The following is a 13,428-nucleotide window of genomic DNA, read 5'->3' as shown; positions in this document are numbered from 1 at the left end:
ACGATATATCGTCGGCGCTTCTGCACCGGGTGCTGTCCAGGGGCGACTTGCAGTTGCGAGGGCGAGAGTCGCGCGATCGAGTAGCCGACTACTCGCGAGATCTCCTGCGTCCGGTCATAGCGTCTGGTTCGGGAGGCGCTCATGTCCGCGAGAATCTGGCACAGGTACATGTGGACACCGGCCTCGTCGCTGTCTGCCCACGCCGACGCATGGCTGTCGGTCGTGTGGGCACGGCTCGTTCTCGTCGCGGTTCTCGTCGCGCTGCTCGTGATCGTGGTCCCGGCGTACGGGGCCGGTGCGGCCGCTGCGACGACCGGCGGTCGGGTGATCAGCGTGCCGTGTGCGCGCGTCGACTCGCCGGCCGACCGGCGGGAATCGCTGCTGGTCGTCGGTCATCGCGCCGCGGAGGGTCGATTCCACGCGACCACCGTCGACCGGCAGGCACTACTCGGATTCGGGTGACCTACTCGTTGTCGTCCGGATCGGCCGAATTCTTCTGTGCGATCACGGTTTCGATGCGTTCACGCGCCCCGCGGAGGTGTTCCTCGCAGCGCGTCGCGAGCGCCTCGCCCCGCTCCCACAGGGCCAGCGAGGTGTCGAGATCGAGGCCGCCGTGCTCGAGCGTGCCGACGATGTCGGCGAGCTCGTCGCGCGCCTCCTCGTAGCCGAGTTCGGCAACCGGCGTGTACTCCTCGCCGGTGTCGTCACTGTCGGTGCTCACGAATCTCCTTCGTCGTCAGGGGAAGTGGAGGTGTGTGCCTCGGTCGCGGTGACGGTGGCCCGCGCCGCGCCGTCGGCGACCCGGATACGCAATTCGGCGCCCGCGGGCAGATCGTCGAGCGTGCTGACCACGTGGGTCACGTCGGTGTCGGTGCGCTGCACCACGGCGTAACCGCGGGCGAGAGTCTGCGCCGGGCCCAGCGTCGACAGCCGGGCGGCCAGATGCTCGTGGCGGTGGTCCTCGGTGTCGACATGACGCAGGACGTCGCGCCGCAGCGCGCGCAGCAGCTCGGCTACGTTCACGGACTCCTGGTCGACGATCACACCGGGCCGGGCCAGAACCGGGCGTCGTCGGAGTCCGTCGATGACCCCGGTCTCGCGACGCACCCAGTTGCGTAACGCCTGTGCGCTGCGCCGGCGCAGTTCGTCGATCCCGGCGAGTTCGGCCTCGACGTCGGGAACCACTCGTTTGGCGGCGTCGGTCGGAGTCGCCGCACGCAGATCGGCGACGAGATCGAGCAGCGGGTTGTCTGGCTCGTGCCCGATCGCGCTGACCACCGGTGTGCGACACCGGGACACCGCGCGCAGCAATGCCTCGTCGGAGAACGGCAGCAGATCCTCGACGCTGCCGCCGCCGCGCGCGATGATGATGACCTCGACGTCGGGATGCGCGTCGAGGTCCGCGAGATGGGTGAGGATGCGCGCCACCGCCGTGGGCCCCTGGACGGGTGCCTCACGGACGTCGAAGCGGACCGCCGACCACCGGTCGGTGGCGACGCTGACCACGTCACGCTGCGCGGCGCTGGCCCGCCCGCTGATCAATCCGATCGAGCGCGGGAGGAACGGCAGCGGACGTTTGAGCCGGGCGTCGAACAGGCCCTCGGCGGCCAGCAACTGCCGGAGGCGTTCGATCCGCAGGAGCAGTTCACCGACGCCGACCGCACGGATGTCGCTGACCCGCAGCGACACCGTGCCCCGGCCGGTGTAGTAGCTCGGCCGGCCCAGTACGACGACGTGACTGCCGTCGGTCAGCGGAACCTCGGTGCGCGACAACAGGTCCGGGCTGCATGTCACCGAGATGGAGATGTCGGCAGCCGGGTCCCGCAGAGTGAGGAACGCCGTGCGGGTACCGGGGCGCCGGCTGATCTGGGTGACCTGACCCTCCACCCAGATCTGGCCCAACCGGTGAATCCAGTCGGCGATCTTGGTGTTGACCGTGCGTACCGGCCACGGATTCTCGGCCGAGTTCGGCGAGGTCCCGGTCACGCCTCGGTGGAGCGCTTGTTCTGCGAGGCGATCCGGTTCTCCAGCATCGTCACGAACGGCGCGCGGCCACGGTTGGCCTTCTCGTAGTCGACGAGGCTCTCGAGGTCGTCGGTGCCGACCGTCCGCAGACGTGCACGCAGCTGTGCCAGGGTCAGCGTGTCGTAGTCGATGAGGACGACGATCTCGGGTGCCGCCCCGTTCTTCGGCTTGTCCGCACGCGTCGCCGGCTTCTTCTCGGCGGCGTCCACGACGTCCTCGGGTGCCGAGCTGTACAGCGCGAAACGACCGGCGTCGGCGCGCGGCGGCGCGGCCAGGTCTGCGTCGGAGGCCTCCGCGTCGACCTCGGTGGTCTTGGTGGCACCGCCGGTCTTGGAGGCTTTGGTCACTTTTGCGGTCTTGGTGGACGGCACGGCCTCGCCGGGCTGGTCCCCCGGATCGTTGCCGTCGGCGGCGGCCTCGACCTCGTCGACGATGCTGGTGGGCTTCTCGATCGGTACGTCACCGGCGTGGGCGTCGGCGCCGGGTTCCGGGGTCTCGTCGTCCTCGTCGAAGCGGGCCCACGCGGGCTGCTCGCTGGGCTTGTCGAACAGCATCCCCAGGGCGGCGTCGCCCTTGATGGCGAGTTCGGCGATGTTCTGCTGCGCCCGCATACCTGCCTGCAGGGTCTGGCTGACCGCTGTCATCGGGAGGGTGACGAGCAGCGCGGGAAGCTTGCGCGTCTCCTCGAGGGCGGTGACGATCAGACCTGCGGCGATACGGGCCGGGTAGGGTGCGCGATCCATGCCAACACTCTGCCATCAAAGGGCACTCGTCTGTAACCCGTACCCTGGAGACATGTCTGAGACGAAGCGTGTCCTGCTCGCCGAACCCCGCGGTTACTGCGCGGGTGTCGACCGCGCGGTGGAGACGGTCGAGCGCGCCCTCGACAAGCACGGCGCTCCCGTCTACGTCCGCAAGGAGATCGTGCACAACCGGCACGTGGTCGAGACCCTTGCCGACCGCGGGGCGATCTTCGTGGGGGAGACCGACGAGGTGCCCGAGGGTGCGATCGTCGTGTTCTCGGCCCATGGCGTGTCGCCGCAGGTCCATGCGTCCGCCGCGGAACGGAATCTGAGGACCATCGACGCGACCTGCCCGCTGGTGACGAAGGTGCACCAGGAGGCCAAGCGATTCGCGCGGGACGACTACGACATCCTGCTGATCGGTCACGAGGGCCACGAAGAGGTCGAGGGGACGGCCGGTGAGGCCCCCCAGCACATCCAGCTCGTCGACGGCCCGGACAGCGTCGACTCGGTGACCGTGCGCGACGAGTCCAAGCTGGTCTGGCTGTCGCAGACGACGCTGTCGGTCGACGAGACCATGGAGACGGTGCGTCGCCTGCGGGAGAAGTTCCCGCTGCTCAACGATCCGCCCAGCGACGACATCTGCTATGCCACCCAGAACCGTCAGGTCGCCGTGAAGGCGATGGCGCCCGAGTGCGATCTCGTCATCGTGGTCGGTTCGCAGAACTCGTCGAACTCGGTTCGCCTGGTCGAGGTCGCCCTGCAGGCCGGTGCCAAGGCAGGTCATCTGGTCGACTATGCCCGTGAGATCGACGACACCTGGCTCGAGGGTGTGAACACCGTCGGCGTCACCTCCGGTGCATCGGTGCCCGAGGTCCTCGTCCGCGGCGTGCTCGACTACCTCGCCGAGCGCGGCTACGACACGGTGGAGACCGTCAACACGGCCAACGAGACCCTCACCTTCGCGCTGCCGCGCGAGCTGCGTCCCGCGCGGACATCCGGCTGAGAATCTCCCCGATCAGAACTCGTCGGGATCGAGCTTGCGCACCCGACGGTGGGGAAGAGCGACGGCCAGGACAGCCGCGATGACCGCGGCGCTGATCCCCGCTCCGGCGATGGCGATGTTGCGGGCGGTGTGATCCGGCGGCGTCGGCGGTGCGGGCGCGGCGATCGGGGCCGATTGCGGCCTGGCCTGTTCCTCGGCGGACAGCTCCGCGGTGAGGGCCGCGACCGGGTCGACGACGCCGTGGCCGATCCGCTGGTCGTGCCCGGTGCCCGGGGAGTGGGCGGTCGAGGTGATGCGATCCATCACCTCGCGAGCGCTCAGTCCGGGGAACCGTGCCCGAACGAGCGCCGCGGTGCCGGCGACGTAGGGCGCGGCGAAGCTCGTCCCGATCAGCGGCAGCGGACCCTCCTCGGCTGTCTGCGCCGACACCAGCCGGTTCGACCCCCTCGCGCTGTCGAGGCTCACGATGTCGGTGCCCGGCGCGGCCACCCCGACCCACGGCCCGTGCAGACTGAACTCGCTCGGTCTGCCACTGGCGGCGTCGACCGCGCCGACGGTCAGGACGTAGGGCGAGTACCACGCGGGACTCGCGACGGTCGAGACCGAACTCCAGTCGTCAGGATTGCCGGCTGCGGGCGCCGGATTCTGTGAACGGCAGGCGCCGTCCCGGGTGACGTTGCCGGCCGCCGCCACCACGACGACGTCACGGTCGTAGGCGTACCGGATCGCCGCCCCGAGAGCGCGGTCGTCGACCTTGGCCGCCGACGAAGCGCAGGCCACCTCGGAGATGTTGATCACCGTGGCCCGCAGGTCGACGGCGCGGACTATCGCGTGGGCGAGCGTGCGGACGGACCCGAAACCGGAGCCGACGGACGGTGCGGCATCGTCGCCGCGACGATTGTTCTTGGCCTTGAACGCACTGCTGGACTGGCGGATTGCGATGATCGACGCCGCGGGCGCGACCCCGGCGAAGGCGTCGGAGCTGCTCGGCCGCGCGGCGATGATCCCGGCGACCAGCGTGCCGTGGGCGTCGCAGTCCTCGAGTCCGCTGCCGCCGGAGACGTAGTCGCCGCCGGCGGTGACGCGTCCCAGACGTGGGTGCGGGGTGACGCCGGTGTCGATGACGGCCACCCGCTGCCCGGCGCCGCGACTGAAGCGCCAGGCCTCCTCGAGGTTCATCATCGACTGTGCAGCAGTCGGATTCGCGGTGCTGCGGGTGAGGGTCGCGGTGTTGCAGAGATGGCTCTGCTCGGTCGGTTCCGGCGGTGCCACCGGGGCCGACCGGATCAGCGCCGACGCGTCGACGCGCGGCGGGGTCACCGCGGCGGCGGGGGAGGAGGTCAACCCGAGCAGGGTCGCGGTCAGCGCCAGCGCGACGGGCGCCGCAGCCCGGGTCGTCGTCCGGGACATCAGATCTCCCGGACGATCCGGTACAGGTCGAGCAACCACAGCAGCAGCGGGACGATGAGCGCGACGAGGATGTACTCGCCGATCTCCGCCCAGCGGCGCATTACCGGGGAGAAATCCTGGTGCGGCGCAACGACTCCGAAGACGAGCGCGGCGACGAGGACGACGCCGCCCAGCGCGAAGGAGATGATCGGCCACCGGCCGTCCCCGAACGCCAGGCCCGCCAGCAGGGTGAGCACCACGAGCGAGCCGCCGATGATGAGGATCGCCGCCTGGAAGAGGTCGCTGTGGGAGCGACCGCGCAGACAGAGGACCACGCCGATGATCGCGGCGTAGGCGGCGCTCTTCCACTCGAAGCCGGCGAGGGGAGCGGCGGTGAGCACCGCCGAGATCGCCACGATGGCGGTGAGGCCGCCGACGATGCCCGTCAGGTACGCGTTGGCGATGTACGAGCGTCGTTCCAGCGCATCGGCCTTCGGCAGTGCCGTGGCCCCGATCGCGCCGATGCCTTCGATGGACGGCTGCGGCTCGATGTCCTTGATGTCGATGGCAGCTCCCGCGGTCGGCACCGGCGGCAGCGGCAGTTTGGCGAGCAGGATCGTCAGTCGGGGGGACAGTCCGATCAGCAGGAGTCCCACCGCCGCCATCACGGCCGCGACATCGGAGGTGTCGGCGTCGAGGAGCAGACGCGCACCGCATCCGAGTGCACCGAGGACAGCGGCGCCGGTCACCGCGCTGTGTGCGGTCGCGCCGACCGCGGTCATCCGGTAGGTGATGACGGCGGTGACCAGGGTGAGGGCGAATCCGAGTGTCAGATGCGCGGCACCGTAGGAACCGGGCGTGAGGATCATGCCGGTCACGAACGCCATCGGCGCCGCACAGACCGACAGGATCGTCGAGCTGAGCTGATCACGGTAGTAGCGCGCGACGATCGTTGCCGCGGTCACGAGACCGATCACGGCGAGGCCGGACAATCCCGAGAGCCACAGCGCGCCGCTGTCGATCCGGCTCGCGGCCAGCCCCGCCGCGGCAACGACCGCCGCGACGAGGGCCAGCGCGTGTCCCACGTATCGCGCCGACGTCGCGGTCCAACCCACGAACTGTGATTCGTTCAGCCGCGCAACGGCATCGACCACGTCGTCGAAGAGGACCGGCGACTCATCGGTGCGGGTCGAGGTCAGCAGGAGCAGGTCGCCGTCGCGGATCCCCGATTCCGACAGCGAGCGGTGCAGGGGCAGCGGTTCCTGCCCGACGAGCGCCAGGGTCCAGCGGTTCTGCCGGTCGTGCGGACGGCCGCGGCCGCGCGAATCGGCGTCGGGGTCGTCCGGGTCGTGCCGGGTTGGGTTGCGCGACTCGATCTGCGCGACGAGGTCACCGATGAGACCGGCGATCGGGATGCCGGCGGGTAGGCCGACGTCGAGCTGGGTGTTGCCGCCCAGCACCGACACGCGTACGAGTTGCGGCTCGATCGCGGTGTCCGAGCGTGACCGGTCACCGGCGGTGCCGTCCGCGGTGGTCGTCGGGTATCCCGGTGCGAATCCGTCCACAGGTGACATACAGGTCAATCCTCCCCCAGGGTTCAGCAGCTAACATAGCCAACTTCAGCGGGTTCGCCCGCCCGGGGATACACAGCTCGAGGGTGTCAGGGGGATCGAGTGGTCACGACCACTGAGGGGTTCGTGCGTCGGCCACGCATCACGCCGCCGCGCATGCCCGGGGGCGAGGTCAACATCCAGGCGCCGCCCGACGTCCCTCGCGTGGTACCCGGCAACCTGCTCATGAAGCTGCTGCCGGTGGTGATGATCGTCGCCGTCGTCGGCATGATCGCGCTGATGATGGTCACCGGTGGCCGCAACATCCTGACCAACCCGCTGTTCATGATGTTCCCGCTGATGATGCTCATGTCGATGTTCGGCATGTTCGCCGCCGGCGGGCGCAGCGGCGGCAAGCGTGCCGCGGAACTCAACGAGGAACGCAAGGACTACTTCCGCTACCTCGGGCAGTTGCGCGGCCAGGTCTTCGACACCGTCGAGAACCAGCGCGCCGCACGCACGTGGAGTCATCCCGACCCGCACGCACTGCTCGACGTCGTCGGCAGCCGGCGCATGTGGGAGCGGCGTCCCGCCGACAACGATTTCGCCCATGTGCGTGTGGGAGTCGGCGTCCAGCGCCTGGCCACCCGTCTGATGCCGCCGGAGACCGGCCCGCTCGAGGACATCGAACCGGTGTCGATGGTCGCTCTGCGACGGTTCGTGCGCACCCATTCGGCGGTCTACAGCCTGCCCCGGTCGATCTCGCTGCGCGGCTTCCCGGCGATCAACATCGAGGGCGCGCGGCAGGAGACCCGCGAACTCGTCCGCTCGATGATCGTCGAGCTGTGCGCCTTCCACGGTCCCGACCATCTGCACATCGGCATCGTCACCGGCGACCCGGCCGGCGAGGCCTGGGACTGGGCGAAATGGCTTCCGCACGTAGGTCATCCGACGCTGCGCGACGGGATCGGCCCGATGCGGATGATCTATCCGACGCTCGCCGATCTCGAGAACGCACTGGCCGCGGACCTTCTCGAACGCGGCCGGTTCAGCCGGTCCGCCCCGCCGAGCGGGAATCGTGCCCACCTGGTCGTCATCATCGACGACGGCTACGTCGCCGGCGACGAACGCGTCCTCAGCTCGGCCGGCATGGAGGGTGTCACGGTCCTCGACCTGACCGCACCGCCGGACGGTCTCGCGGTCCGGCGCGGCCTGCAGCTCGTGGTGCGCGGCGGCAAGGTGTCGGCCCGAAGTGCCGCGGGCGTCGAGGAATTCGCCGACATGGACTCGCTGACCATCGCCGAGGCGGAGGCGATCGCCCGCCGCATGGCCCGGTACCGCCTGGCGACCGCGGCGACCCTGGCGAACCTGGAATCCGAGGCGACGTCCACCGATCCGGGTCTGCCCGCACTTCTCGGCATCGACGACGCCGCCCGATTCGACCCGGCCACCGCCTGGCGCGGGCGCACCGGCCGCGAACGTCTGCGGGTGCCGATCGGCTACACGCCGAGCGGCGCGCCCGTCGAACTCGACATCAAGGAGAGCGCCCACGGCGGCATGGGACCGCACGGCCTGTGCATCGGTGCGACCGGCTCGGGCAAGTCCGAGTTCCTGCGAACGCTTGTCCTCGCCATGCTGGCGACGCATTCGCCGACCGAGCTGAACCTCGTCCTCGTCGACTTCAAGGGCGGCGCAACGTTCCTCGGACTCGAGTCCGCTCCACACGTCGCGGCGATCATCACCAACCTCGAGCAGGAACTGTCGATGGTCGACCGCATGAAGGATGCGCTGTCGGGTGAGATGAACCGCCGCCAAGAGGTCCTGCGTGCGGCGGGCAACTACGCCAACGTCGCCGACTACGAGCGCGCCCGCGCCTCGGGCGTGCGTCTCGATCCGCTGCCGGCGCTGTTCATCGTCGTCGACGAGTTCTCCGAACTGCTGTCGCAGAAGCCGGATTTCGCCGAGCTGTTCGTCGCGATCGGCCGTCTGGGCCGATCGCTGCACATCCACCTGCTGCTGGCCTCGCAGCGACTCGAGGAGGGCAAGCTGCGCGGCCTCGACTCCCACCTGTCCTACCGCATCGGTCTGAAGACCTTCTCCGCCAACGAGTCCCGTTCGGTGCTCGGTGTCCCCGACGCCTACCACCTGCCGAGCGTTCCCGGCTCGGCGTATCTGAAGTGCGACTCGGATGACCCGGTTCGCTTCAACACCTCGTACGTCTCGGGTCCGTACTACTCGCCATCCGTGGCCGAGGACTCCGTGGACTCCGCGGCGCCGGGGTCCCCGCGACTGGGGAATCTCAAGGTCTTCACCGCGTTGCCGGTCCCGCTCGACGAGGGTTCGTCGCGGTCGCTGCTGGACCAGGCGGCGAGCCTGCTCGACGAGGAGCCCCCGGCCCTCGACGCCGCGCCCGACGGGCCCGCCGACTTCGAATCCGCTTCGGTGTCGGTGCCGACGCTGATGCAGACCATCATCGGCCGCATGGAGAGCGCCGGCCCGCCGGCACACCGCGTGTGGCTGGACCCGCTCGAGAACTCGCCGACCGTGGAACACCTCGTGGGTGCGCGGGACTGGACCAAACCGGCGGTCCCCGGCAACCTGGCCCTGCCCATCGGTCTGGTCGACCGCCCCTACGACCAGCGACGCGACCCGCTCGTCGTCGACCTGTCCGGCGCGGCCGGCAGCGTCGCCGTGGTCGGCGGGCCGCAATCGGGAAAGTCGACGACGCTGCGCACGATCATCATGACCGCGGCCGCCACGCACACCCCGGAACAGGTGCAGTTCTACTGCCTGGACTTCGGCGGCGGCAGCCTCGCCGGCCTCGCCGGACTCCCACATGTGGGTTCGGTGGCGTCCCGTGGGGACATGGATGCCGTTCGCCGCACGGTGGCCGAGGTCGGGGCGATCATCCGGGCCCGTGAGATGCTGTTCGCCCGCCTGGGCGTCGAATCGATGCGCGACTACCGGGCCCGCCGTGCGGACTGGTTCGCCACCGGGACCTTCGCCCCCGACGATCCGCTGGCCGGTGACCGCTTCGGCGACGTCTTCTTCGTGCTCGACGGCATCAGCGTCCTGCGTTCCGAACTCGAGTCGCTGGAGGAGCAGATCACCACGATCGTCTCCCAGGGTCTGTCTTTCGGCGTCCACGTCATCGTCAGTGCCTCGCGGTGGGCCGAGATCCGCCCGGCGGTCCGCGACCTCCTGGGCACGCGCATCGAACTGCGCCTCGGCGATCCGACGGATTCCGAGATGGGTCGTCGCGCCGCCGCGGGTGTCCCGCAGAACCGTCCCGGCCGCGGTCTCACCGCCGAGGAACTCCACATGCTCATCGCGCTGCCGCGTCTCGACCCGGTCAGCAGCGCCGAGTCACTGCCCGCCGGCGTCGCGGCCTCGGCGGAGAAGCTCGCCGCCGCGTATCCGGGCCGTTCGGCGATGCCGGTGCGCAAGCTGAGCACCGAGATAGAGATGGCGGCGGTGCAGAACGGACTCACCGCGGCCGGGGTCACGTTGTCGCTCAACCAGGTCGCGATCGGTGTCGGCGAACTGGAGCTGGCCCCGGTGGTCCTCGACTTCAACGCCCAGCCGCACTTCATGGTCTTCGCCGACGTCGAGCACGGGAAGACCAACGTGCTGCGAGCGATCGTCCGCGGACTCGTCGCCGGCGGCACCCCGGAGCAGGTGAAGATCGCGTTCATCGATTACCGCCGCACGATGCTCGGCATCGTCGACGGTGATCACCTCGCGGGCTATGCGAGTTCGCACGACAACGCGATGACGCTGATGAACCAGCTGGCGGTGTACCTGAAGGGCTGCATGCCCCCGGACGACGTGACCGTTCAGCAGTTGCGGGAGCGTTCGTGGCTGGAGGGCAAGCCGGAGGTCTACCTCGTCGTCGACGACTACGACATGGTGTCCACCTCGGCGGGAAATCCGCTGTTGCCGGTCATCGAGTTCGCGTCACACGCCCGGGACATCGGATTCCACATCATCCTGGCCCGCCGCTCCGGTGGCCTCGGCCGGGCGATGTTCGACCCGGTGATCGCCCGGCTGAAGGACCTGTCGTCGGACATCCTGCTCATGAGCGGGGATCGCGACGAAGGCTTCATCGCCGGTCGCAGCCGCATGCAGCGGTTGGTCCCCGGACGCGGTGAGCTGGTCTCCCGCGTGCGTCCGCAGGAGATGATCCAGGTCGCTCTCGTACCGGCCGAGGACCAGCGTTGAGCGGCGTCGGGTGAGACAGGTGCGGGCGTGAGCGGGGTGAACCCGGGTCGTGGCACGGTCGTCGACCTCGCGTACGGCCGGCCCCGCATCTTCGAACCCGCCACCGGCATCCGGGATCCCGGGATCGACCTGCGACCGCTCCTGGACGCCGTCGACCAGATGACGGTCGTGGCCGACGGCCGTCGGCGTCATCTGCGGCAGGCGTGGCAGATGGCCTTCGCCGACCTGGGGATCGCGGCCGACCCCGATCGCCCGCTCATCGTCGGGCACCCGAGCACCTGGGGACCGCGACGCGCGTCCTCGCTGGCCGATGTCGGCGGCGGGAGGGCGGGGGAGACACTGCTGACGTCTCTTCCGCGCGCGGTCCTCATCGCGCGCAGCCACGCCGACATCACCGTGCAGCGCTGTGCCGTGGTGGAGACCACCCACATCCCGGAACCGCCCGCCGATCCTGCCCGTCCGCGGCCCGCGGCGTGGGACGTACAGATCGTGCGACGCCACCCCGAGGGCTGGCTTCTCGAACGCTCCGGGCTGATCGAGCAGGGGGACCAGGAGGCCGACGGACTCGCGATCATCGACGACGCGGTCGAGGCCGTTTTCGTCGACGGCGACGACCCGGTCGAGGTGTCGGCGGCGATCGACCTGGTCGCCGCGCACGCGATCGCGGGCCGGGTCGTGCCGGTGGACCGCGACCTCGTCGTCCGTCTGGGCGGGCGGACCGGCGGTGCCGCGGACGACGCCGTGCCGGTGGCCGGCGATCCGGCGGAACCGGCGGCGGGCGTGTCGACGCGGCGCAGTCGCCCGGTGCTGGCCGGTGCGGCGGCCGCGGCGGTACTGGTCGTGGCCGGCGCATTCGCGGTCGGCTGGTGGCAGCGGGACGACCCGGCACCCGCGCACTCCGAGGTCGCCGTCGGCCGCGCCACGCTGTCGGTTCCCGGGGACTGGCGGCAGAGCGGGCAGGACACGCCCAGCGACGCCACCGACGACCCGACCACGAGGCGCGCGGTCTTCGTCTCCGAGGCCGACGGCCGGCGGATCATCGCGGTGCTGACCGAACTGCGGGACGGGTCGACCCCGCAATCGGTCGCGAGCAGCCTCCGCAACCGGATCGGGCAGCGGGGCGACGACGTCGTCACGGAGTTCTCCGCGGACACGCAGTACGCCGGACGCGATGTCATCAGCTATCGCGAGGCACCTGCCTCGGGCAGCGCCATCCGCTGGTACGTCATCGTCGACGACGGTCTGCAGGTGTCCATCGGATGTCAGGCCGGGACGACCGCCGAGTCGGTCGACGACGAGTGCGCGCGAGCCGTTCGCTCGGTACGGGTGGAGTGACCTGGGTGGGCGTTTTGACCCTGACCTGCACGGTCGCGTAACCTGGATCGCTGGTGCTCGGCGCCTGTCACACACGCGTGTGTACGGGCAGAAGAGGCCCGGGTCCCCACTGGTCGCCGGGAACAACCTCCGCCATGCGCCCGACCAGCACCCTAAAGACAAGAGTTGAGGACCAACTGTGCCTACCTACACCCCGAAGGCCGGTGACATCACGCGTACGTGGCACGTCATCGACGCCACCGACGTGGTGCTCGGCCGGCTGGCCGTGCAGAGCGCGAACCTGCTCCGCGGCAAGCACAAGCCGACCTACGCCCCGCACATGGACGGTGGTGACTTCGTCATCATCATCAACGCGGAGAAGGTTGCGCTGACCAGCAACAAGGCCGAGCGCAAGCTGAACTACACCCACTCGGGGCATCCCGGTGGCCTGAAGTCCCGCACCACCGCTGAGCTGCTCGAGACCTTCCCCGAGCGCGTCATCGAGAAGGCCATCAAGGGCATGCTGCCTTCGAACAAGCTCGGTCGCGCCATGGCCTCGAAGCTGAAGGTCTACGCAGGCCCGAATCATCCGCACGCGGCCCAGCGCCCCGTCCCCTTCGAGATCAAGCAGGTGGCCCAGTGACCAACGAGAACATCAACGAGGCCGTCGAGGCCGTCGAAGAAGCTGTCGAGGTCATCGAGGCCGTGGAGGCAGTGGAGGCCGTCGAGGCTGCAGCCGATGACTACGACGCCGCTCCGGCCGTCGAAGAGGCCCGCGAGCCGATCGTGATCGACCGCCCGATCCAGACCGTCGGCCGCCGCAAGGAAGCCGTCGTCCGCGTTCGCCTGATGCCGGGCACCGGTGAGTTCAAGCTCAACGGCCGCTCCTTGGAGGAGTACTTCCCCAACAAGGTGCACCAGCAGCTGATCAAGGCTCCGCTGGTTCTCGTCGAGCGCACCGAGTCGTTCGACATCTTCGCCAAGCTCGTCGGTGGCGGCCCCTCGGGCCAGGCCGGCGCGCTGCGTCTGGCCATCGCCCGTGCCCTCATCGAGGTCACCCCGGATGATCGTCCCGCCCTCAAGAAGGCCGGATTCCTCACCCGTGACCCGCGTGCGGTCGAGCGCAAGAAGTACGGCCTGAAGAAGGCCCGCAAGGCGTCGCAGTACTCCAAGCGCTGAT

The 13,428-nt window shown here is 69.7% G+C and carries 11 protein-coding genes; 6 read left to right on the top strand and 5 right to left on the bottom strand.

Translation table 11 applies throughout. The features are described from left to right. Window positions 1-141: 141 nt before the first annotated feature. Window positions 142-462, top strand: a complete 321-nt coding sequence (locus C5O27_RS19485) for a hypothetical protein (protein ID WP_042378375.1) — start codon at window positions 142-144, stop codon at window positions 460-462. Window position 463: 1 nt separating this feature from the next. On the opposite strand, the gene C5O27_RS19480 is transcribed toward C5O27_RS19485, so the two are convergent. The 3 genes from C5O27_RS19480 to C5O27_RS19470 are packed head-to-tail and all read right to left on the bottom strand — an operon-like array spanning window position 464 to window position 2,768. Further along, entirely contained in the window at window positions 464-721 is a 258-nt protein-coding gene (locus C5O27_RS19480; RefSeq protein ID WP_006357733.1) for an exodeoxyribonuclease VII small subunit, read from the bottom strand. After that, window positions 718-1,986 carry an exodeoxyribonuclease VII large subunit gene (gene xseA, locus C5O27_RS19475; protein ID WP_127963430.1) on the bottom strand — a complete coding sequence of 423 codons (1,269 nt, stop codon included), beginning with the start codon at window positions 1,984-1,986 and terminating at the stop codon, window positions 718-720. Before xseA ends, C5O27_RS19480 begins: the two co-directional genes overlap by 4 nt. Beyond that, window positions 1,983-2,768 carry a lipid droplet-associated protein gene (locus C5O27_RS19470; protein ID WP_127963429.1) on the bottom strand — a complete coding sequence of 262 codons (786 nt, stop codon included), beginning with the start codon at window positions 2,766-2,768 and terminating at the stop codon, window positions 1,983-1,985. Before C5O27_RS19470 ends, xseA begins: the two co-directional genes overlap by 4 nt. A 52-nt stretch (window positions 2,769-2,820) precedes the next feature. Between C5O27_RS19470 and C5O27_RS19465 the strand changes: the two genes are divergently transcribed. Then, entirely contained in the window at window positions 2,821-3,774 is a 954-nt protein-coding gene (locus C5O27_RS19465) for a 4-hydroxy-3-methylbut-2-enyl diphosphate reductase (protein ID WP_035750524.1), read from the top strand. 12 nt (window positions 3,775-3,786) lie between these two features. On the opposite strand, the gene mycP is transcribed toward C5O27_RS19465, so the two are convergent. Beyond that, window positions 3,787-5,184 carry a type VII secretion-associated serine protease mycosin gene (gene mycP / locus C5O27_RS19460; protein WP_127963428.1) on the bottom strand — a complete coding sequence of 466 codons (1,398 nt, stop codon included), beginning with the start codon at window positions 5,182-5,184 and terminating at the stop codon, window positions 3,787-3,789. Then, window positions 5,184-6,737: a type VII secretion integral membrane protein EccD gene (eccD, locus tag C5O27_RS19455; RefSeq protein WP_035750527.1), complete on the bottom strand. Its 1,554-nt coding sequence runs from the start codon at window positions 6,735-6,737 to the stop codon at window positions 5,184-5,186. The genes mycP and eccD overlap by 1 nt, the downstream gene beginning before the upstream one ends. A 99-nt stretch (window positions 6,738-6,836) precedes the next feature. Here eccD and C5O27_RS19450 point away from each other — a divergent pair, with 99 nt between their 5' ends. The 4 genes from C5O27_RS19450 to rpsI all read left to right on the top strand — a co-directional run bounded on the left by C5O27_RS19450 (window position 6,837) and on the right by rpsI (window position 13,427). Continuing rightward, window positions 6,837-10,934 carry a type VII secretion protein EccC gene (locus C5O27_RS19450; RefSeq protein ID WP_035750530.1) on the top strand — a complete coding sequence of 1,366 codons (4,098 nt, stop codon included), beginning with the start codon at window positions 6,837-6,839 and terminating at the stop codon, window positions 10,932-10,934. 27 nt (window positions 10,935-10,961) lie between these two features. After that, a complete protein-coding gene (locus C5O27_RS19445) occupies window positions 10,962-12,269 on the top strand; it encodes a type VII secretion-associated protein (RefSeq protein ID WP_127963427.1) in 1,308 nt (435 codons plus the stop codon). 178 nt (window positions 12,270-12,447) lie between these two features. Beyond that, window positions 12,448-12,891: a 50S ribosomal protein L13 gene (rplM, locus tag C5O27_RS19440; RefSeq protein ID WP_035750536.1), complete on the top strand. Its 444-nt coding sequence runs from the start codon at window positions 12,448-12,450 to the stop codon at window positions 12,889-12,891. After that, window positions 12,888-13,427, top strand: coding sequence for a 30S ribosomal protein S9 (gene rpsI, locus C5O27_RS19435; protein WP_006357742.1), 540 nt, complete (start codon window positions 12,888-12,890; stop codon window positions 13,425-13,427). Before rplM ends, rpsI begins: the two co-directional genes overlap by 4 nt. The last annotated feature ends 1 nt before the right edge of the window (window position 13,428 follow it).

The sequence above is a fragment of the Gordonia alkanivorans genome (genome assembly GCF_004011905.1).
In the GTDB taxonomy this organism is placed as follows: domain Bacteria; phylum Actinomycetota; class Actinomycetes; order Mycobacteriales; family Mycobacteriaceae; genus Gordonia; species Gordonia alkanivorans.
This window is presented reverse-complemented; position numbering and strand designations above follow the sequence as displayed.